Origin of the sequence: Nocardia arseniciresistens (assembly GCF_046764875.1) — a bacterium.
Taxonomy (GTDB): domain Bacteria; phylum Actinomycetota; class Actinomycetes; order Mycobacteriales; family Mycobacteriaceae; genus Nocardia; species Nocardia arseniciresistens.
Genome location: NZ_JBKORD010000010.1, coordinates 36,769 through 57,239, shown reverse-complemented (window position 1 = coordinate 57,239; position 20,471 = coordinate 36,769). Strand labels below are relative to the sequence as shown.

At 64.1% G+C, this 20,471-nt stretch carries 21 protein-coding genes and 1 pseudogene; 10 read left to right on the top strand and 12 right to left on the bottom strand.

The window, feature by feature from the left end; all coding sequences use genetic code 11:
• Window positions 1–3: 3 nt before the first annotated feature.
• From ACLMAJ_RS19280 to ACLMAJ_RS19255, 6 genes are all read right to left on the bottom strand, one after another.
• Window positions 4–765, bottom strand: coding sequence for a GvpL/GvpF family gas vesicle protein (locus tag ACLMAJ_RS19280; protein ID WP_412015124.1), 762 nt, complete (start codon window positions 763–765; stop codon window positions 4–6).
• Window positions 765–1,178 carry a gas vesicle protein GvpJ gene (gene gvpJ, locus ACLMAJ_RS19275; RefSeq protein ID WP_412015123.1) on the bottom strand — a complete coding sequence of 138 codons (414 nt, stop codon included), beginning with the start codon at window positions 1,176–1,178 and terminating at the stop codon, window positions 765–767. Before gvpJ ends, ACLMAJ_RS19280 begins: the two co-directional genes overlap by 1 nt.
• Entirely contained in the window at window positions 1,175–2,335 is a 1,161-nt protein-coding gene (locus ACLMAJ_RS19270) for an SRPBCC family protein (RefSeq protein ID WP_412015122.1), read from the bottom strand. The genes gvpJ and ACLMAJ_RS19270 overlap by 4 nt, the downstream gene beginning before the upstream one ends.
• A 5-nt stretch (window positions 2,336–2,340) precedes the next feature.
• Window positions 2,341–2,997, bottom strand: a complete 657-nt coding sequence (locus tag ACLMAJ_RS19265; protein WP_412015121.1) for a hypothetical protein — start codon at window positions 2,995–2,997, stop codon at window positions 2,341–2,343.
• Between the two features lie 377 nt (window positions 2,998–3,374).
• Complete coding sequence (locus tag ACLMAJ_RS19260) at window positions 3,375–4,811, bottom strand: CYTH and CHAD domain-containing protein (RefSeq protein WP_412015120.1); 1,437 nt, start codon at window positions 4,809–4,811, stop codon at window positions 3,375–3,377.
• Window positions 4,812–4,840: 29 nt separating this feature from the next.
• Window positions 4,841–4,987 carry a hypothetical protein gene (locus ACLMAJ_RS19255; protein ID WP_412015119.1) on the bottom strand — a complete coding sequence of 49 codons (147 nt, stop codon included), beginning with the start codon at window positions 4,985–4,987 and terminating at the stop codon, window positions 4,841–4,843.
• A gap of 214 nt (window positions 4,988–5,201) precedes the next feature.
• Here ACLMAJ_RS19255 and ACLMAJ_RS19250 point away from each other — a divergent pair, with 214 nt between their 5' ends.
• Genes ACLMAJ_RS19250 through ACLMAJ_RS19240 form a run of 3 tightly spaced genes read left to right on the top strand, consistent with a single transcriptional unit; the run spans window position 5,202 to window position 7,628 of the window.
• The gene (locus tag ACLMAJ_RS19250) at window positions 5,202–5,900 is read left to right on the top strand and encodes a glycosyltransferase family 2 protein (protein WP_412015118.1); all 699 of its coding nucleotides are present in this window, start codon (window positions 5,202–5,204) and stop codon (window positions 5,898–5,900) included.
• Between the two features lie 37 nt (window positions 5,901–5,937).
• A complete protein-coding gene (locus ACLMAJ_RS19245) occupies window positions 5,938–6,894 on the top strand; it encodes an acyl-CoA dehydrogenase family protein (RefSeq protein ID WP_412015395.1) in 957 nt (318 codons plus the stop codon).
• Window positions 6,876–7,628 carry a PIG-L deacetylase family protein gene (locus ACLMAJ_RS19240; RefSeq protein ID WP_412015117.1) on the top strand — a complete coding sequence of 251 codons (753 nt, stop codon included), beginning with the start codon at window positions 6,876–6,878 and terminating at the stop codon, window positions 7,626–7,628. The genes ACLMAJ_RS19245 and ACLMAJ_RS19240 overlap by 19 nt, the downstream gene beginning before the upstream one ends.
• A gap of 178 nt (window positions 7,629–7,806) precedes the next feature.
• Here the strand turns inward: ACLMAJ_RS19240 and ACLMAJ_RS19235 are convergent, their stop codons facing one another.
• Window positions 7,807–8,907, bottom strand: coding sequence for a carboxylate-amine ligase (locus tag ACLMAJ_RS19235; RefSeq protein ID WP_412015116.1), 1,101 nt, complete (start codon window positions 8,905–8,907; stop codon window positions 7,807–7,809).
• Between the two features lie 168 nt (window positions 8,908–9,075).
• On the opposite strand from ACLMAJ_RS19235, the gene ACLMAJ_RS19230 reads away from it, so the two are divergent.
• The 4 genes from ACLMAJ_RS19230 to ACLMAJ_RS19215 all read left to right on the top strand — a co-directional run bounded on the left by ACLMAJ_RS19230 (window position 9,076) and on the right by ACLMAJ_RS19215 (window position 12,819).
• Window positions 9,076–10,533, top strand: coding sequence for an aminotransferase class I/II-fold pyridoxal phosphate-dependent enzyme (locus ACLMAJ_RS19230; RefSeq protein WP_412015115.1), 1,458 nt, complete (start codon window positions 9,076–9,078; stop codon window positions 10,531–10,533).
• An 81-nt stretch (window positions 10,534–10,614) separates the two neighbouring features.
• On the top strand, window positions 10,615–11,454 hold the full coding sequence (locus tag ACLMAJ_RS19225; RefSeq protein ID WP_412015114.1) for an SDR family oxidoreductase: 840 nt from the start codon (window positions 10,615–10,617) through the stop codon (window positions 11,452–11,454).
• 202 nt (window positions 11,455–11,656) lie between these two features.
• Window positions 11,657–11,902 (top strand): microaggregate-binding protein 1, encoded by a 246-nt coding sequence (gene mbp1, locus ACLMAJ_RS19220; RefSeq protein ID WP_412015394.1) that lies wholly within the window; start codon window positions 11,657–11,659, stop codon window positions 11,900–11,902.
• A gap of 581 nt (window positions 11,903–12,483) precedes the next feature.
• Window positions 12,484–12,819, top strand: a complete 336-nt coding sequence (locus ACLMAJ_RS19215) for a hypothetical protein (protein WP_412015113.1) — start codon at window positions 12,484–12,486, stop codon at window positions 12,817–12,819.
• A 164-nt stretch (window positions 12,820–12,983) separates the two neighbouring features.
• Here ACLMAJ_RS19215 and ACLMAJ_RS19210 read toward each other — a convergent pair whose 3' ends face one another.
• The 5 genes from ACLMAJ_RS19210 to ACLMAJ_RS19185 all read right to left on the bottom strand — a co-directional run bounded on the left by ACLMAJ_RS19210 (window position 12,984) and on the right by ACLMAJ_RS19185 (window position 16,938).
• Window positions 12,984–13,955, bottom strand: coding sequence for a hypothetical protein (locus tag ACLMAJ_RS19210; RefSeq protein ID WP_412015112.1), 972 nt, complete (start codon window positions 13,953–13,955; stop codon window positions 12,984–12,986).
• A gap of 26 nt (window positions 13,956–13,981) precedes the next feature.
• A complete protein-coding gene (locus tag ACLMAJ_RS19205) occupies window positions 13,982–14,128 on the bottom strand; it encodes a hypothetical protein (protein ID WP_412015111.1) in 147 nt (48 codons plus the stop codon).
• Window positions 14,129–14,473: 345 nt separating this feature from the next.
• Window positions 14,474–14,911, bottom strand: coding sequence for a DoxX family protein (locus tag ACLMAJ_RS19200; protein WP_412015110.1), 438 nt, complete (start codon window positions 14,909–14,911; stop codon window positions 14,474–14,476).
• Between the two features lie 544 nt (window positions 14,912–15,455).
• A complete protein-coding gene (locus ACLMAJ_RS19190; RefSeq protein WP_412015109.1) occupies window positions 15,456–15,965 on the bottom strand; it encodes a pyridoxamine 5'-phosphate oxidase family protein in 510 nt (169 codons plus the stop codon).
• A gap of 103 nt (window positions 15,966–16,068) precedes the next feature.
• Window positions 16,069–16,938, bottom strand: a complete 870-nt coding sequence (locus ACLMAJ_RS19185) for an alpha/beta fold hydrolase (RefSeq protein ID WP_412015108.1) — start codon at window positions 16,936–16,938, stop codon at window positions 16,069–16,071.
• Window positions 16,939–17,020: 82 nt separating this feature from the next.
• Between ACLMAJ_RS19185 and ACLMAJ_RS19180 the strand changes: the two genes are divergently transcribed.
• The 3 genes and pseudogenes from ACLMAJ_RS19180 to ACLMAJ_RS19170 form a co-directional block, all read left to right on the top strand.
• The gene (locus ACLMAJ_RS19180) at window positions 17,021–17,914 is read left to right on the top strand and encodes a LysR family transcriptional regulator (protein WP_412015107.1); all 894 of its coding nucleotides are present in this window, start codon (window positions 17,021–17,023) and stop codon (window positions 17,912–17,914) included.
• 327 nt (window positions 17,915–18,241) lie between these two features.
• Window positions 18,242–19,393, top strand: a complete 1,152-nt coding sequence (locus ACLMAJ_RS19175; protein ID WP_412015106.1) for a hypothetical protein — start codon at window positions 18,242–18,244, stop codon at window positions 19,391–19,393.
• A 195-nt stretch (window positions 19,394–19,588) separates the two neighbouring features.
• A pseudogene (locus ACLMAJ_RS19170) lies at window positions 19,589–20,376 on the top strand (MSMEG_0565 family glycosyltransferase); the annotation flags it as partial.
• Window positions 20,377–20,471 lie beyond the last annotated feature (95 nt).

Here is a 20,471-nt window from a genome sequence, read left to right as displayed (position 1 = left end):
ACCTCACCCCTCGGGGGCTCGTTTCGTCACGAAGTCGTAGGCCGCCATCGGTCCGAGCAGGTCCAGCTCTACCCGGCCGTCCCAGTCCTCGGTGAGCCGACGCAACGTTTCCTCCAGCTCTGCTTGCCGGGCCAACTCGACCAGCACCGCGATGTGGACGGCGTCCTGCTCGTGGCTGGGCTTGCGCTGGTTGACAAGTGGCTCGAACTTCTCGAGTTCGGAAACCGTCGTGCGGGTATCCTCGGCTCGCTTGGCCTCGATGGACTGATTGATCAGCTCGCCCAGCGCGATCCGGGCATTACGGGTGGCGTCCTCCGGTTTATCGCGAATCTCCTCGCGGAGTCGGGCCGCCTCGGCGTTCTCATCGAGCAGTTCTCGCAGGATGGTGTCCTCGACGTAGCGTCCTCTGATCACGAACTGCGCCCGGCCCTCGAGTTCCTCGAGCGCGGCGCGGAATTCGTCCTCGTTTGTTTCGAGTAATTCGTTCTCCACCGCTTCCATGTCGGTCATGACCGCACCGAACCGCAGCGGCAGTACCGGAACGACAGTGGCCGACCCGTCCAGCAGTTCGGCATGGGCGGTGAGGTCTTCGGGTGTGCCCAGTGGCCGATCGGACTCGAGCGTGCTGATCAATGCGGCGATTTCGCCGTGCCGCACCACGGAAACCTCACCGGGAGGATCGCCCACACCGGTCGCGTGCGGTACGGGCTCGACGTCGGCGGGCACGATGCCGTAGACGTACACGGTGGTTGCGTCGGCAGCCATCACTGCTCCCGGCGTCTGGACGAGCGGGGCGCTGTCTGGTGCTTGTCCTGCACGTCGCCGAGAAAGTCCGTGACCTTCTCGCCGGCCGCTTCGAGCACACCCTTCGTCTTGTGCTTCGACGCGCCCTCGGTGACATCGCCGACGATATCGGTCAGGCCCTTCGGTTCGCTGCTCGAGATCTCCAGCCGGTTGACCGCCTCGGCGAAACGCAGATAGGTGTCGACACTGGCCACCACCACACGCGCGTCGATGGTCACCAATTCGATGCCGACCAGCGACACTCGCGCGAACGCGTCGATGACCAGCCCTTTGTCGAGAATCGTGTCTATCACATCAGCCAGGCTGGAGGAGTTCGGCCGCGCCAACGTGCCGGCTCCGCCACCGCCACCGCCTCCTGCGGGTTCGATCGTCATTTGCTTACTCCTCCACTCTCGCGCGACCGGCGCACTGGGCTCTTGCGGCGGGCGGCCGGACGGCGGCGAGGCAGCTTCTCTCGTTCCTCCTCCTCGCCCGAGTCTCGCTCGTCGGCCCTTTGCTCGTCGCCCTCGTCTTCTTCGTCCTCGTCCAGCTCTTCGTCCTCGGACGTTTCGTCGTCCGCGCGGTCGTCTTCGAAGTTCTCTTCTTCGTTCTCTTCTTCCTCGCGCCGTGCGGTTTCGTCGTCTTTGACGACCTCGCTGTCGTGGATCTCGCCATGCCAGCCCACGATGTCGTCGCTGTGCAGCACAGCCTCGGTCATGATCTGCCGCTGGAAGTGCTTGAGTTCCAGGCGACACCGGCGACCTGCCGCGCGCCACAGATTGGCGGTCTTCTCGAACACTCCCTGCGGGTGGTACTCGAGCACCACGAGGATGCGGGTGAGCCCCGGCGTGATCTCGTGGAAGGTGACCGCGCCGTTGATGTAGCCTTTGGCGCCCTTGGAATGCCAGACGATTCGCTCGAACGGCACCTGCTCGAGGATCGTGGATTCCCAGGTCCGTCTCGACCAGAACACTTTGCCGGTCCAGCTGAGCTTCTCGTCGGCGACCTGTTCGACCTGCTCGACCTTCTTCATGAACTTCGGAAAGTCTGCGAACTGGGTCCACTGGTCGTAGGCCAAATCGACCGGAACCCCCACGTCGATGTGTTCGACGATATTGGTCAGCTTCAGCTTCTTGCCACCGCCTTTGCCCTTGCCGCCGGTCAGTGACTCCTTGGCCGCCTCGAACTTCTCGCGGACCGAGTGCCCGAGCTTGCTCACACCCCCGCTCAAGGCCGCTCGGAACGGCGAGGCACCCCCGGCCAGCTTCTCCGCACCGGTCACCGCCGCCAGCAGGTTTCCTCCGCTACCTTCGGCATACTCGTTCAGCCGACCGGCGGTCTTCGACACCCGGTCCGACAGCCCGGACACCGCGCGGTCGGCCAGGTTTCCGGCGAGGTTCTGCACAGATTGCTGCAGGAGGCTCGTCGGGGTGGCCTGTTGAGCTGTTTTTTTGGCCGTCGACCCAGCCCGGGTCGCGGCTTTGGTGGCCCGGCGGGCAGTGCCGGTGGCCGCCTTGCTGGCGCCGGTTGTGGTGTCGCGAGCCTTCGCCATCGACCTCATCTCCTCGTGCGTCGCACGGGCGCTTCGTCGGTGTCGGACCGACTACGGCGTCGGACGGATGAAGTTGGTTTGCGATCCCCGGACGCGGACCTACGGACCGAGCCCCGGGAGCCGGTTTTCCGCCCGCTGGTGGTCCCCGACCGGCGTGCCCGCGTCCGCGCGGCGGGTCGCCTGGTGGCCTCCTCCTCGTCCTCTTCGTCGTCCTCGCCGTGTCCTTGTCCGGAATCGTCTTCGTCCTCGAGATCCTCGTCCTCGTCGGCCGACGCTTGCTCGTCACCCTGTGTCGGTTGGTCGTCGTACTCGTCTTCGTGGGGGTCCGTTTCTCGCGACTCGTCGTGATCATCCTTGTCTGCCAGGAGTGTCGAACCCTGCTCCAACCGGGCGTTGAACGCGTCGATCCGGTTGCCCGCGGCGGTGACCGCGGCCGACCGGACTGCGCCCAGTAACTCGCCGCGAACGGTATCGGTGAGCTGGGTCAGCTGCGGCGACGATTTGAGCAACGAAGTCCCCTGCTTCAGCAGCTCCGCGGGCACTCCCGAGGACCGCCTGGACATTGCGGCACCGGCCATCATCAACGCAAAGCGCATTTTGTGCGTGCGGCCCAGCAGGTACCCGATGCCCACCCCTATCGCAATTCTTGTTCCGCCTTCCATGCTCACTCCTTGCTCGCTCGACTGCCACTGCACTGATGCGACCCGGGTCGGTCGAGCTATGACACCCGTATGAGTGGGGTAGACCACATTGAAATGGCCGCATCTCAGCGTATGCCTAGTTATCGGATGGGTCGATGGGGTCTGCCTGCGAATACCCGTGAATGGCCAGCAGCCGGGTCGCCTTCCCAGCGACCCCGCGGGTCGGGAGTCGTTCGACCAGTCGGCAAGAATTCCGGAAAGTTCGCGAATTACGTCGATGACGGGCAACACTCCAACCCAGATGACAGCACACACCGAGGAGCGGATCATCCCTCACTACGTTCGTTCGGTTGGATAATCCCGTCGAGAAGCCGCGGCAGTGCAGCAGGAGGCTGTACCTATTCGCCTGCGGCAACTTCCGCGACACTCTGGCGCGCGCCTTCACTGGCCCGCATCTCGTTCGCGTACAGCAGGCCGTAGGTGAAACCGTTCTCGTCTCCTGCCGTGCCCGCTGCTGTAGCGGTTCGCCACAGGAATTCGGTCGACACGATGCTGTCGTTGTAGTCGCCTAGTAAGCGTTGAATCTTCTTGTAGTACTTGATGTTCGACTTCGCGCGGGCGGGCTTTCGAACGGGTTTGTGTAATTCGGCGGCGTAGCGTGCACGCTTGGCGGCTTTACGCGCGCGGTGCAGCGATTCGTGTCGCTGGTTGTGTAACGCGGTCACCAACCGGCGGTCGGCCTTGCCCGCGGCCCGGCGGGCCCGCTTCACGAGTTGGCGCCGCCGGATCCGTCGCTCGAACGGCGGCTGTAATTTCCATTTCTGCAGGCTCGCGAGCAGTCGCAGGTAGCGGGGCGAGTTCATGGCCTCAGCGAGAGCATTGCGGCTCGGCACCTGCCGAGCCAGCAGCGTCGCGTCTATCCGAGCAGCGACAGGACCCAAGATGAGTTCGGGCGGCAGGGAATTGAGTTGATCGGCGAGGCGTCGGCGTTGGACATGGCAATCGCGTATGTCGCCGAGCAGCGCTGCGAACCATTTCAGCTCATTGTCGATCTCGCTGACGGCGCCGGGGGCCAGCAGCTTGCCGAACACACGTAGGGTGCTGCGCAATCGCCGCGTCGCGACACGGGTGTCGTGGATCGGTTCCTCGCCTCGGCGTAGCCCGACGTCGCCGGCGAAGATCAGGTCGATCTGCGTGGCCATGTATTCGTGCACGGCGTGTTCCGCCCGCGAGTTGGTGACGGCCGGTCCGGATCGCTCCGGTAGTACATGAGACAGCTTGGAGGGATAGCGCGACTCGCGTGCGCCGGCCTCGGCGAGCCGGTGCCGCAATATCGCCGGGACTTTGTCGGTGTGCGGGCCGAGTTCGACCTCGATCTCCCGCCATGCGACCAGTTCCGCAGGCCGGTCAGCTACGGTCGAGTCCACAGTGTCGTCATCGATCTCGACGATCAGTTCGCCGTCCGAACCGAGGATGCGGTGGCGGCGGCGCAATGTATGAACCCTGGCGGCCGCACTCAACGGTCTGCCCAGCGCTGCGCCGTTGACGACCTCGGCGAGTTCGTGTGGCAGCTCGTCCGACAGCTGGGCGGTCACTTCGACGCGACCACTCGAGTGGGGGATCTTCAGCTGCCAGCCGGATTCGTCGTCTCCCTCACGGCGACGCAGCGTCAGGTCGTGGGCGAGCAGGTCTCGTTCGGCGGTGTCGAAATAGGTGCTGGTCAGCTCGACCGGCGTCTCCTCGATGTGGCTATTCGCGACAAGGTCGTCGAGCCTTGGAAGAGTGAAGTCCCGGTCGACCGCCCATTTGCTTTCACGTTCGAGTACGTCCTTCATGCGTTAGCGCATTCCCCGCAAACCGCACGTCAAACAGGGAAATCTCGGTTGCCGCTGATCGCCGCCGTGAGCTTGCCGGCTTGTACGCCGGGGTTGGAATCGCGATCCAGTAAGGCGTCGTTCAGTACCGCCGGACTCGCGGCATTCTCCGGTGCGACAGCCGCTGTCGCGCTCATCGCATACCTCGAAGCGGCTCACCGCGCACCTGTACTCGTTCTCCTTCGCGCCCTACCACGACCGGTACACGCGGTATCCAGGGCGGTCGGAGATCCTGAACTACCTGCGTCGCTGGCTGTTTGCTCGCCGAGTCGCGGGGTAGCCGGGCACCATGAGCAACTCGAGATGCGACGGTGCCTTTTCTCGAGCACCGACCGACACGAGAATACCGGCGTGATCGCCCGAGTTCTGGTCGTCGTTCCGGTCCGGGATGAAGAGCGGCTGTTGCGCGCCTGCCTGACCGCGTTGGCACGCGCGGCGGAGCGGGTGGATGTTCCGGTTCGGATCCAGCTCGTCCTGGACGCGTGTACCGACGCCTCCGCGCGGGTACCGACCTCGAACGTCGAGGTAATGGAGATCGACGAACGCAACGTCGGCGCGGCCCGTTCGCTGGGTTTCGCCGAGACAGGCGCGACCTGTGGGCCTGAGACCTGGTTCGCCACCACCGACGCCGACTCCGAGGTCGACGACTCGTGGCTGCGGGCGCAGCTCGGATACGCGCGCAACGGCACCGATGTCGTCGCCGGGATCGTCGGTGTGCGGAGCTGGGCCGATCAGGCGGCAGCCACCCGGCGCGCCTACGAGAAGCAATACCGAACGACCAGAGCGCACGGCCACGTGCACGGTGCGAATCTCGGTTTCCGGGCCGACACATACTGGCGGATCGGTGGCTTTCGGCACCTGCACACCGGTGAGGATATCGAAATGGCGGCGCGCATGATCGCCGCTGGCGCGCGGGTCACGTGGGCCGATGACGTCGTCGTCACCACCTCCGCCCGGCGCATCGGACGCGCACCGCACGGATTCGCCGACCACCTACGCCGCATCGAACGGGTGGTGAACCCCCATCGCAAGGAGAGCCGAAGTGCCTGACATTGCCGAACAGGTCCGCGGCCGTTCCACTGGCCGGGTGCCGAATGCGATACGCGAACTGGCCGATTCGGGTCGGCTCGAGCTGCCGTATCCCGGATCGGGCCGAACTGTCGAACGCTGGCGCATGCTGGCCGCATTGGCTTTCGAGAACACGGTGGTCGGACGGCTGGCGGAAGCGCACGTCGACGCGGACGCGATACTCGCCGAGCTCGGAGGCCACGGCGTGGTCCGCGGTCAGATCTGGGGAGTATGGGCAGCCGAGCCGCCGAAGCCGGTGCTGCACGCGCGATTCGATCCCGGCGGTTGGACCGTGACGGGTCGCAAGCTGTGGTGTTCGGGAGCGACCATCTGCACCCATGCCCTCGTCACCGCCCGCGTGGGGAACGAACGCAGGCTGTTCGCCCTCGACCTCGCACAGCCCTCGGTCCGCACCGCGCCCGGTACCTGGCATGCCGTCGGCATGCGGGAATCCGACTCCGGTGCAGTAGATTTCGATGAAGCCCCGGCTGAACCCATCGGCGAACCCGATGCCTACCTGACGCGTACCGGCTTCTGGCACGGCGCGATCGGAGTAGCCGCCTGCTGGTACGGCAGCGCCTGCGCCATTGCCGGGATGCTGCACGACTATGTCGCCGCGGGCAAGGCCGACGAGCACGCCTCAGCGCATCTGGGCGCGGTGCTGAGCGGACTGCATGCCGCCCGGTTGGGCCTGACCGACGCCGCGCACCGGATCGACGAAGACCCCTATGATGCGTCGGCGACGGCGCGGCTGCGCGCCAGGACGGTGCGTGCGGTGGTCGAAGACGCCGCCACCACTGCCATAGACCGTGTCGGGCGCGCGCTCGGCGCCGGTCCACTGTGCGCGGATGCCGAGCACGCACAGCGTGTCGCCGACCTCACCGTCTATCTCCGCCAGAGTCACGCGGAGCGAGACCTGGCCGATCTCGGCCGCGATTACGCGGAAAAGGAGTTCTCATGGTTGCCGAGCCGATGATCGATCTCGCCGTTCCCGGTACGCCTGACGACGTCTGGGCGCCGTGGCGGCATCGTCGCCCCGAACTGTCCCTCGCCGGGTGGCGACACTTGGTCGTCGTCGCCGCGCATCCCGACGACGAGATACTCGGCGTCGGGGGCTTGATCGCGCTGGCGCGCTCGCGCGATCTGCCGGTCACGGTGATCACCGTGACCGACGGAGAAGCCTCACATCCCGGTTCGCCCACCTACTCACCGACCGAACTCGCCGACCTACGTGTCGAGGAATCTCGGCGTGCGGCAGCCGAACTGGGTGTCGAACCACCCATTCGGCTCCGAATCGGAGACGGCGCCGTAGTGGCACACGAAGCCGCAGTGACCGATGCTCTCGCGGAAATCCTCGCCGCATGCGGGCGCACCGGCGGCTGGTGTGCGACGACCTGGCGGCGTGACGGTCACCCCGACCACGAAGCCGTCGGCCGTGCCGCGGCCGTGGCGTGCGCCGGAACCGCGACCCGATTGCTCGAATTTCCGGTGTGGATGTGGCACTGGGCGACCCCTGCTCACCCCGTGGTCCGCGTGACTCGCGCGCGGATGTTGATGCTGCCGGAGGCAGTCATCAACGCCAAGGCGCGTGCGATTGCCCACTTCCGCAGTCAGATCAGCGCCCTGTCGGAGGATCCCGCCGACCAACCAATCCTGCCGCCGCACTTGCTCGCCCGCTTCACCGGCGCTACGGAAACGTTCTTCGTATGAGCGAGACACGCCTGACGGCAGGGCTATTTCGACGAAATATATGCCCGTGATTCCGATCCGTGGGGGTTCACCACGCGATGGTATTAACAGCGCAAGCGGGCACTGGCCATACGCTGCGCGTTGACACTGCGGTTCTTTCGGCTCGGACCCAGCGTGCGACCTTGCGCGGCAGTCCGAGTCAGGCGTCGTCGGCTGTCAATCTGAACGATCCGACGAGGTCGTTGATGTCGGTCCTCGCCACAACTCGCTGTCGCACCGCACCCGTTCCGTGCTGCGCCATCACGGCGAGCAAGCGTTTCAGCACAGCAATGTCACCCGCCTCTTCGAGCTCGTCGACGATCCACACGATCAGGTCGTCCAGCATTTGCACTGCGGGAACCTGAATCTCACCAATCGGGTCAACCGCGGGACCACTGAGGCCATGGCGGGCCGCTGACCATACTGCCGCCGCAGCCACCTGCTCATCGATCGGCGGGCCCTCGACTCCTTCCGCCAACTTGCGCACAGCAGTTTGCACCAATGCTCGGGTGAGCACCGCCTGCAGAACAGCATCATCGACCGTCAAAGCAACATCGGAGGCACGAACCTCGACAGTGGGATACACAGCCGAAGGCCGAGCAAGCCAGAAGGACATCCGCTCATCAAGAAGAACACCACAGTCCACCAACGTCGCCACGCGCGCCTCGTACTCGTCCGCCGAGCGCATGAACGGCGGAAACCCCGCACCAGGAAATCGAGCCTGCTCGGCGATGCGCCACGAACTGTAGCCCGAGTCACGACTGTCGGTGAACGGCGAGTTGGCCCCTACCGCGATCAAGGTCGGCAGCCAGGGGCGCAAGTGGTTCACCACCGCGACGGCCAGCTCCATCCCATCGATGCCGACATGCACATGCGTTCCACACGCTGTATATGCGCGCGTCATTTCACGATAGCGATTGTGGATGCGTGCGTATCGGCTGTCTTCTGCGGCATCACAGTTATGACCGCCGCAGACGGGCGCGGTGCCGAACGGGAGCACGAATAGTTTCGCATCATGCCCCGCATGTGCCAGTCGTTCCCGGGCCGCGCTCAAGTCGGTCCGGAGCGTGTCCATGTCGGTATGCACCTGACTGACCGACTCGATTTGAACGCGTTGGAGCTCAGGCTTGAACCTTGCCGACTGAACTGGCTCGAGGTTCTCTTGCAGCCAGCCGAGCATGGAATCCGCACCAGCAACAAGCACACCGTCGAAGTCGACAAGGAGGAACTCCTCCTCGACTCCGACCGTACGTTGGCCCATCGGATCTCATTTCAACGCCATCCCCCGCCCGCTGATTATATCGGGGAAACATCCGGCAAACGCAGACCTTGTGGGGCTGCTCCGGCGATCAGCGGCCGGTTTCGTGTATGGATCGCTCGGTATGTCCGGTAGCGCGTATCCGGTGCGAAGATGGGTACGCCCCACACGATGGATCACTCGAAAGCACCGATTCTCGATGCACTCGCCGACTATCGACGACTGGGCCGGTACGGCTTCACCCCGCCGGGTCACCGTCAGGGCCGAGGTGCCGACGAGCGGGTTCGAGAGGTGCTCGGCGATGCGCTCCGCTGCGATGTGTTGGCTTCCGGCGGGCTCGATGACCGGCTTGCGCGCGGAAAGTATCTGAAGGACGCTGAGGAGTTGATGGCCGATGCCGTTGGCGCCGAGATGGCGTTCTTCTCCACCTGCGGCAGCTCATTGTCGGTGAAGGCCGCGATGATGGCGGTGGCGGGCGGGGATCGAGGTGGGCTGCTGCTCGGGCGCGACAGTCACAAATCGATCGTCGCTGGCTTGATCTTCTCCGGCGTCCAACCCCATTGGATAACCCCGCGCTGGGACGCCGAGCGGCATTTCTCCCATCCGCCGTCGGTGGACCAGGTCCGCGAGAGCTGGGAGCAGCATCCCGATGCAGCCGGCGCGCTCATCGTCAGCCCAAGTCCGTATGGAACCTGCACCGACCTCGCAGGGATCGCCGAGATATGCCACCGGCGTGGCAAGCCGCTGATCGTCGATGAGGCATGGGGTGCCCATCTACCGTTCCATAGCGAATTGCCCACCTGGGCCATGGATGCCGGCGCCGACGTGTGCGTGGTGAGCGTGCACAAGATGGGCGCTGGGTTCGAACAGGGTTCGGTGTTCCACGTACAGGGCGATCTCGTCGACTATGCCCGGCTGAGCGCCTGCGCGGACCTGCTCATGACGACCAGCCCCAATGTGCTGCTCTACGCGGCGATCGACGGTTGGCGGCGGCAGATGGTGCAGCACGGATACGAACTACTCGAGGACGCACTGCGCCGCAGCGACCGAGCACGCTCCAGCCTCGGCGAGATCGACGGCATCGAGGTCATGGAGCAGGAACTGCTCGGTGTCGAGGCATCACACGATCTGGACCGGATGCAAGTCCTGATGGATGTGTCTGCCACTGGCGCAACAGGATACGACGCCGCCGACTGGCTGCGGGAACATCGCTACCTCGACGTCGGACTCAATGATCATCGGCGAATTCTCGCGACGCTTTCGACCGCTGACGACGACACCACCCTCCGCGCCCTCACGGACGGAATCAGCGCCTGGCGCGCGCAGCTCGACGACCCCGAGCCTCCCCATATTCGGCTGCCGTCACCGCGGGAGCTGCAACTCGAGACCGTGATGCTGCCGAGAGACGCCTTCTTCGGCCCCGTCGAGTCGGTGCCACTGGAACGGGCACCCGGGCGCATAGCGGCCGAGCAGGTCACCCCCTACCCGCCGGGCATTCCGGTGATCGTGCCCGGCGAACTGATCAACGACACAGTCGTCGAATACCTGGCCACCGGTCACGCAGCAGGGATGAACATCCCCGACCCAGCCGACCCGGATCTGCACACGCTCTGTGTTGTAGCCGAATGACCGCCAGCCGTGTTATCGAAACGTGACCATTCCGGATCGGCCGCCCAACCGAGGCACGACACCCCGACTGAAGGAGAAACCATGGGTTTTCCCGAACAACAGCAAGAAGTGCCCGGAACGCAAGCGCTGATGCGTCCGCCACCGGATTGCGGTGAGGACAGTTACCGCGGTTCCGGAAAACTGACCGGCAAGGCCACTGTCATCACCGGTGGTGACAGCGGGATCGGCCGAGCGGTCGCGATCGCGTTCGCCCGCGAAGGCGCCGATGTACTCATCTCATATCTGGACGAACACGAGGACGCCCAGCAGGTCGCGAGCCTGGTCGAGGACGCGGGCCGCAAAGCTGTGCTGGTGGCGGGTGACCTGTCCGAACCGGCGCATTGCCGTGAAGTCATCGATAGAGCGGCCAAAGAATTCGGCCGCATCGACGTCCTGGTCAGCAACGCCGCCTACCAGATGACCCACGAGAGTCTGGAGGAGATCAGCGACGAGGAATTCGACTACACCTTTCGGCTCAACGTCGGGGCGTACTTCCAGCTCGTGAAGGCGGCGCTGCCGCATATGAGTGCCGGCTCATCGATCATCGGAAGCTCCTCGGTGAACTCGGACATGCCCTCACCCACGCTCGCACCGTACGCCGCGACGAAGGCGGCCATCGCCAATCTCTCTGCCAGTCTCGCACAACTGCTGGGCGAGAAAGGGATTCGGGTCAACAGCGTGGCTCCCGGCCCGATCTGGACACCGTTGATCCCCGCCACGATGCCACCGGAGAAGGTAGCGAATTTCGGCGACAACGTTCCACTGGGGCGCGCGGGCCAGCCCGCCGAACTCGCCGCGACCTACGTCCTGCTCGCCTCCGATGACGGCAGCTATATTTCCGGCGCGCGTGTGGCAGTTACCGGCGGTCGGCCGATCTTGTAGCTCTGACAGCGATAGACCCCGATCGCGCGAGGACACGACGTGCGGCGCAGTGCCGCCGGAAAAGCGCAACCCGGGGCTATCCCCGCGCCGAACCTCTGGTCACCCCGAACGCGTCCGAAGCTCGAGCGTCTGGATTGAGCCCATGGATCGCGGGTATGCGGTCAGCGTCCACCTGACAACCGATACTCCGGAGGTAGATATCGTGCCCGAACACAACAGCGGTCCCCGCGAAGGCGTCGAAGGCACCGTCGAAGGTATCAAGGGAAGGGCCAAGGAGGCCGTAGGAGCCGTCTTCGGAAACGACGACCTGCGGGAGGAAGGCAAGGCTCAGCAGGACAAGGCGGAATCCCAGCGCGAAGCCGCGAAGAAGGAAGCTGCCGCCGAAAAGGAACGTGCCGAAGCCGCTGTGGACGAACAGCGTCAGCGCGCCCACCAACACGGCCAATAGGCGAATCGGCTCTTCGCGGAAGAGTCCACAGCTGAATACAACGGTTGCCGGGCTTCGGCCCGGCAACCGTTCGTTTCGACTGCTCAGCCGCCTAGGGAACGAATAAGACCGTCAGATCTGCTCTTCTGATCAATGTGCCCGGATCGACCTGCGCCTCGCACATCAACTCGACGAAAGTGACGGCAGCATCAACCCGAGGCCTACCTCGAGAACGCGTTGCGGGCAGTGCACGGCAAGCCAGAACAAATGTATGGACGCCGCACTCGCTATCTGCGTCGCCACGGGCATCAGGCAGCGTTCTGCACCGTGGACCGGCTCATGCGCGATTTGGGCATGAACGGCGTGGTCAGAGGCCGCAGACATCGCACGACGATTCCCGGCAAAGACGGAGTCCGCGCCGGTGATCGGCTCAACCGCGCAGCGCTCGGAGTCGGAGTTCGCCTACTCCGAGGAACTCTGGGAGCATGGATCCCGCGGTGCGGTCATACTGTTGACGGACGTTGTCTCCCAACATATTTGACAAACGCCAAAGTGGGATCGATCAGCGTAGTCGGCCAGGCGGCGGCCGAGAGAGGGAAATCATGGGATTGCCAAGTGAATTCGGCAAGGTCGGCGGTGCGGGCATCGCGACACTCGCACTGCTCGCGCTGCTGCCCGGTACCGCACAGGCGGCCATCGGCCGGGCCTCCTACGTCACTGTGGCGGGAAATATCTTGTCGATCACAACGCCGGACAGCAACGCCTGTATCCAATTGCAGGATGCCACAGTGCGTTTCGAGAACGGCACCAGCGACCGGGCCTACCTGTTCGGCGATTCCGCGTGCGGTGCGGGAAGCGAGATCGAGGGTGTCGATCTCATCTGGAAAGCTCCGGCCGGGGTGCAGGCCCTGTCCGTGCGCTTCGAGCCAACCGGGTAGCCCACGACATCGACGCCGGAAAGACCCGGAAACCGCCCTCCCGCAATGAGTGTGCGGACTATGAACCGGGCATCGTCTACTGAAGCCATCGTGGACCATGTGCTGTGCCGCAACCCAGGCCGACCGCGCTGGAAGCAGGCGTAACTACGACGACATGCTGCTGTTCAACGCCACCACTCATCGTCTAGCGATTGTGCCTGCGACATCTGGTCGGGCCAGTATGTAGGAGTCCCAGAAATCTTGCCGGGCCAGGCTTCTCCGGTGATCGTGCCATGGGCGCGAATCTCGCTCAACCTATCGAGCGCACCTTGAACGGCCTTCCGGCTCAGGCCGACGTCCAACAGAGATTTCCGTAGCTCATTTGTGTCGATGGCATTCACGCTCCGCATCACCTCGTCGCTGAATCGCCTGCTCGGATCGGCAACGAACGCCTTGACAAAATCGGAGTCTATTCCGTGATCACTTCCCGGTTTCTCAGGGAAGGAGAGCTGATGGTCAATAGCAACGATGCCGCCGTCCCTATCCGTGCGGTAGTTGAGCTGGCTTCGATCGGAATTTGCGATAATATAATCGAGTATGGCCATCTGCTCCTGGTGCAGAATTGGGTACTCATTGTAGGGGAGGCCCTTGGTTGAGAACACCCATTGCTGAACCGAACCGGGCCCCTCGGGTCCGTGGATGATCGCAGTGGGCGGCACCCGGCCGAATCCAAGCATCGCATCTACTCGGTAGGCCGCAACTTCATTTTTCGCCAGCACACCAGGTCGAGCCGGTAGCCATCTGAGCAGGATGGGGAGCATTTCCCTACTATTGGATAGCTTGTAAGCATTAGTGGCACCGTTGTCCGATTGTGCACGGAAAACAAACTTATTCCAGTCGTCAATTTTTTGCCAGGTTGTCAAGCGGCGCTGTTGCATACTCCGCTCCGCCGCAGTCTGTAAATCGTTATTCTTGGCCGCCTTGGACGCACCCGTGTCCGCTATAGAGTGTTTCATTCGTCCAGCGATCGATTGGTCGGCGCCGCTGGATGCACGCTCTGCAGCCCGGACACCGTCTGCGATAACGGAGGGTGGATGCGCCTGCAATTTAGCGATATCCGGTACGGTGCCGGTCTTCAACTTGTCGCGGACAGCCAAGCACGCCTCACGGAGACTTCTTCCGATCACAGCACGACTCGATCACGCTCTTCGTCCAATGAGCTTTTCCGAGTAGTCGGTGCCGTGCGGTGGATTCTCGGTGCGGTCGGTTCGTTGCCGCCCTCGGCCAGCACCATGATCCTGAGGGCAACGCCGCGGATCACTTCTGGCATCGGATGCTCGCTCTCCCTCTCGAAAGCTGTCCGGTCGGGATGCTACCAGCTACCTGTTCCGCTTCCCTGGAAGTGGAAGAGCACCACCGAGGTTCCGAAACCGGCGATAGATGAATGGTGAGGACCGCGAAGGCCGCCGCGTGCAAGACCGCGCGGGAGGATCGGTGAGTCGTTATACACCCGGACGCGACGAGGGCCATCTGGTCCGCGGCGCCCGAACTCGGGTGCCGCGGACCAGATGGCCGCTGGATCGATCGCCGCCAACCCGACGAGCGATCGATCCGAGCACGCACGACCGGCGATCGGTGGCTGGGCCACCGATCGCCGGTCGTACTTATGGATTTGTCATCGCGTGAGCGAGTTACGCAGATCGGTGATGCTGGCGCGGCGCTCGTAGGCGATCCAGGCGAAGATCGCGGCGAGCACCAGCGGGAAGATCCCCATCAAGGGCTTGTCGGCGATGAAAGCCTGCGTTCCGGCGGCGAGCACGGTGAGAACGGACAGACCCGCGGCGGCCAGGGCACTGAGTCGTGGCACCATCAGGCCGATACCCCCCGCGACCTCCACAACTCCGATGAAGATGAGCAGCCCGAAGGGGATGGTCAGATTCTCGGGGGCGTTGTCCATCAAGGTGTTCGGCATAACGAGCTTCGGCCCGCCCGAGGCGATGATGAAGAACAGGCCGAGCAGGATCTGCAAGGTCCACAGGACGCGGTTGCGGACCTTACCGGGACGGTCGGTGACGTCGTCGGAGAAGGTGGCGGAGGGGTTCGCGGTGGTCATTTCTGGTCCTTCTGGTCGGTCGCGCCGGGTTGGTAGCGCGTTCAACAGATAGGACGGAGCACCGTTCGAGAACTCATCGCTGTCCGCGAAGATTTTTCGGAACCGCTGCCAGACCACCGGTTTGGTTGAGCGGGGGTTGCGCCGGTCGAGCGAGACCGCGGGTGAGGCCGGGCTGAGGAAAACCGCTGGACTACAGGGTTGATGCCGGGAAGGTGTCAGCCCAGGCCGGATCGGGCGATGATCTTGGTGATGCTGATCCGAACTGCGGTGAAACCTTCCTGTACGAATGATTCAGCGATCTCCTGTGGAGCCTGAGATGGGGTAGTAGCGGTCGGCGATGCCCATGGCGACGCGTTTGATCTCGTCTGGTTCGGCAGAGATTCGTGCATCTCCTTCGATAGTTACGAAGCTGTATGGTTGCCGCTCGTCGCTGACGCAGATTGCGATGCGCCGATCACGAGCCAGACTCTGCCCCTTGACACTCCGTGGCGACAGGGCGAAGGCGGGTTCGTCACGGTGACACTGCGCTGTGCGGTCGGAACGTCTAGAAGCGCCAGCGGGTGGCGCTGAACCCTTCCTCCTTACCGAATGCGAAAACCTGCGCCAAATCTACTTCGTAGACAAGTCGCGGATCGCTGAGGGCGGAATCGGCAGGATCGTAGAACTCGCCATCTCTGACGAACGGATGCCACCACGGATATTTGACCGGAAAAAGGTCCGCAACTTTCTGCAGTCGGAGTGCGTTCCGAATGAGATGGGCGGCGCCTTCGAGGACCAGGTCGACATCATGACCGGGCACCGTGACCGCGCAGTGGTTATTCCGCGCGAGGTTGCGGGTCTTGCGGGTCTGTCGCGAGGTGACGAAACAGACCGTTCCTTCGAGCCATATAGCCAGCACCGGCACCACGTGCGGCCGTCCATCCTGGTCGGTAGTTGCGAGCAGGAAGTCGCCCGCCGCGGCGACCCGCGTCCGTAGGTCCGCCCAGCTGAGCGCGGTCAGTGGTGCCCCGCGAGGGCTGGACAGTCGCTCGATGGTCGGCTTCGACTCTGTCATGCATCGCTCCCTAGTGAGTCGCCGCGACGACCTGACCAGATTTGGCAGCTCAGTGCGGCGGGGACGGTCCGCGGCTTTGTTCCTGCGGCAACATAATTCGTTGTCAGGAGTGCATTAGGTGCCTGTGCAGCTCCGGAATGACCACATCCCACACGGCAGGCGGCGGGATCTCATGACCCACTCCCTGCATGCGCACGAGCCGGGCTCCCGGGATCATTCGCGCGAGCGTCTCCCCGTGTGGGAGAGGGAACATCGGGTCGTCAGCGCTATGCAGCACGAGGGTCGGCACGCGAATCTCAGCCGGATCCACCGAAGCCCCAGGTGCGGCGATGAAGTGGTTCGCCATCGACGACGCCACGTTGCGGCTGCGGCGCACCTCGAGCGTTGCCAGGGCACGCACGTGTACGTCGTCCAACCCGAGCGGGCCGGCGAAAGGCCGCTCGACCTCGACTCGATAGTCGATGACCGCGGACTCGTCGGCCCAATCGATCTCCGGCTCGGGCTCCTCCCAGGTTGCGGCCACCGCAGGGGTCGGTGGCGGCAGAAAGCCATGGTCGCCGCCTGCGGGGCTGGTTTCGACGAGGGTGAGAGACCGCACCCGCTCGGGAGTGCGCACCGCGATGCTCTGCGCTATACCGCCGCCCATCGACATACCTATCAGATGCGCCTTCTCGATGCCGAGGGCATCGAGAAGGCGTAGTGGATCGGCGGCGAGGTCATCGCCCGTGTAGTCGGGCCGACCCGGCGGGGATGTGCTCGATTGACCGGTGTCGCGATGGTCGTACCGAATTACTTGCAGCTCACCAGCGCCGAGCAGGTCGCAAAACTCGGGCGTCCACCAGTCCATCGACTGGCCGCCGCCAGCGATGAGCAGCAGCGCGGGTGCGCCGTCGGGTCCGCTGCGCTCTATCGCCAGTTCGGTGCCGCTGAGTTGGAGGATCTCTTTGCTGCGGTGTGTGCCGTAGATCGTCATGTTGATGACCTTAGAATCGCCAACGCATTAAGAAAAGCGATCATTACTGATGGAATCAATCGGCATTCGCTATGTTAGGACTGTGTTCGATGTCGAGTTGCGCCACCTGAGGACCATGGTCGCCATCGCCGAGGAAGGCACGTTCGGGCGGGCGGCGGGTCGGCTCGGCTACACCCAATCGTCGGTGAGCCAGCAGATCGCCGCGTTGGAGAAGGCCGTCGGTGGTGCCGTCTTCGACCGACCCGGCGGCCCTCGACCGGTACGGATCACTCCCCTTGGCGAGGTGATCTTGGCCCACGGGCGCGATCTACTCACAAAGGCGAAGGCGCTGGCCGACGCCGTCGATCGCTTCAGAGCGGGTAACGGCCGGATCGACATCGGCACTTTCCCGGGCGTGTCCAACCTGATCCTGCCGGGCGTCGTGCGCCGACTACTTGACCAGCACCCCGGTTGCGACATCAGGCTTTCCGAGATGGAACCGGAGAATCCGCAGATCGGAGATCTCGACCTGCTGTTCTACGACGGCCGGATCGAAGGCGACGTCGAGTACGTCAAGCTGCTCGACGAGCACTACCTCCTGGTGGCAGGTGCCGGCGCATTCCCCGATGGCGCGGTACCGGTGAAACTGCTCGACGATGCTCCGATGGTCGCCTGGCCGCCCACCTATCACCAAACATGGTTGGAGCGGGCACTGGCCAACGGCGGCGCGCGGCCACAGATCGTGTTTCGAACCGCGGGCCACGAAACCATCTTGTCAATGGTTCGGGCGGGCATAGGCTCGGCCGTGCTGCCAGCGCTCGCCCTGCACGGATCCGATGCTTGGTCCGATGACCGGCTCAGCATCCACCAACTGCGACCTTCGCCCGCCCGCGAGATTTACCTGCACTGGTCAGCCGAGCGCACCCAATCGCCACTCGTGACCCAAGCCATCGACATCGCCATCGCGGCCGCCGCAGAGCTGGCCAACCAAATGTGACATCGGACGAGCAGCACCGCGATCGGCGTTCCGGCACCCCCTCACCCGGCCCGCCAGTCCTTGCCGGTGCGTACGTTCCCACCCGACCTCGCAAGATGCGCGAGCCTTTGACCGTCCCGAGGCGACCCGCTCGCTGAATTGCGGCCCTGGGTGCGGTGCCGAGGATCGACTCCCTTGGCGGCAACGCACTCTTCCCGCCGCTGGAAAATGTGACAAACAGAACAGTCCGTACTTTTAATGTGCAGCGTTCATGCAGCACATCCACCGGCTCGCGTCACCAAGAGGTACCCGGCGGTTGCCCGCCATCGTGGGTCGATAGGAACCAACATGACTCGATATGCCCATTTCGTCGGGAGCCTGCCCCGGGAACTGATGACGAGCGACCTCGAGGTCATGCAGTGGTTCGTAGAACACAGTGACGGATTGCGGCTGACCGCCGTGCCACGCGACCTGGACTCGGACTGGATAGTCAGCTACCTGCGTGACCGCGAACAACACGACGACGCTTTCGAAGTTGTCCGCCCAGGAGATTTCGCCGACTACAGCGACATGCCCTGCTACCGTGTGCGGCCTGGTCGCAGGCTCGAGCCGCGGCATGTGTCGATGGGGCGGGTCGAACGGATCGGTGAAATCATTTCCGAGTTCGAGTCGTTGCAGCGCAGCCATCCGGAGCTGGACGGTACGAGAGTTCAGATCAGCCAGCCCAACCCTTTGGATCTCGCCTTGTTCGTCTTCGCGGGCGCGGCGGTCTCACTCGGCCTCCCCATGGGACAGGCACTTCGCCATTCCAGTGTGGTTGTCACGGCGCTTCGGCATCTGCCCGTATTCGTCGAAGCGATGTTGCAGGAGATGACCGAAGTGACCGTTCGGCACGGCGACCGCGTCGTGTGGCAAGTGGAGTCGCCGATCGCGACACTCGGCATGGTCAAAGCCGAGCAACTGCGTGCGCAGTGGGCGTTGGCTCCCATGCTGGCTCGGCAACTGGCCAGCTTTCTCAACCGTACCCATGACATCGGTGCGGCAACGATCCTGCACCTGTGCTACGGCGATTATCAGCACAAGAACCTGCTGACTCCGCGCACCCTCTTGCCGACAGTCAACCTGCTCAATAGCACCGCGCGGCTGCTGCGGAAACGCGGAACGCCGTTGCCCGCGGTGCATATCCCGTGCGCCTACGGCGCCGATCCGGCACCCCTGGAACCGAATTTCTACCACCCCTTGCGCCGGTTGGCCCCGGACTGGCAGTTGATCGCCGGCGTCGTCTCCCCCGATGATGTCGACGGCAGCGTCCGTGCCCTGGCCCTTTTCGAGCAAGCGTCGGGCCGTACAGGGTACGGCGTGGCGACCGCCTGTGGACTCGGCCGCCGCACCGTCGAAGACGCTCGATCGGCTGCCGCCGCAACCGTCACGACAGCCCGCGCCAACCTCGGCGACTCGGACAGCGAGGTACCCGAACCCCGCGCTGAGCAGGCCCACTGACGAGAATTTCCCAAGAACGCCCCGCGCTCCTCCGAGCGTGCAATCTCATCAAAATTCTCGCCGACATCGCCCGCGACGACCGCGGCATCGGGAACGTCTTCCCACGCCTTCTTCCTAGTGAACTCCCTCATGTCAGGCTGTCGCAAAATCGGACCGTCCACTCGCGACCGCGGCGACCGGCCCTGGCCAGGTGACCTGTTCCCGGGACACTTCGGCTCATGGCAACCCGCTCCGCTCACCTACTCCACCAAACCCGAGGCGGAGTCGTACACACCCTCAATCTCGCCGAAGCCCTCACCCGGCTCGGAGCCGATATCACCGTGTGGACACTCGGCCGCGGCGGCGACTGCGCCTTCTTCCGCCCGGTCGACCCGTCGGTAAAACTGCGGGTGGTCCCGTTCGCAAGCATCGACGCCGAACCCGTTGGCACACGAATCATTCACTCCATCGACGCCTTACGCCACGCATTAACCCCAGACGCCTACGACATCTTGCACGCCCAGGACTGCATCAGCGCCAACGCGGTCGACAACCGCATCCGCACCATTCACCACCTCGACACGTTCACCACACCCGCACTGGCCCGCTGCCATGGACGCGCGATCATCGAGCCCAACGCCCACATCTGCGTATCCGCCGCGGTCGCAGCCGAAGTCCGTGCCGGCTGGGGGCTACGACCAACCGTCATTCCCAACGGCGTCGAATACGACCGCTTCGCCACTGCCGCCGACAACCATCCCGACGCCACCGCGGCCCGCACCGCATGGCAGCGCCGACTCGGCCGCTACATCCTGGCCCTCGGCGGCATAGAACCACGCAAGGGCAGCATCGACCTCCTCGAGGCCTTCGCCCTCCTGCGACGCGATCACCCGCAGCTTCGCCTCGTAATCGCCGGTGGCGAAACACTTTTCGATTACCGCGACTTCCGTGCTCGCTTCGACGCCCGAGCCACCGAACTCCGAATCGGCGCGAATCCCCTGGGACACACTGCTCGTCCAGCAAACCGGCGCGAAATACCCTCCAAACTGCTATTTCCGACCCGATACCGACATGGCGGTCCAAATCATCCAGTATGCAG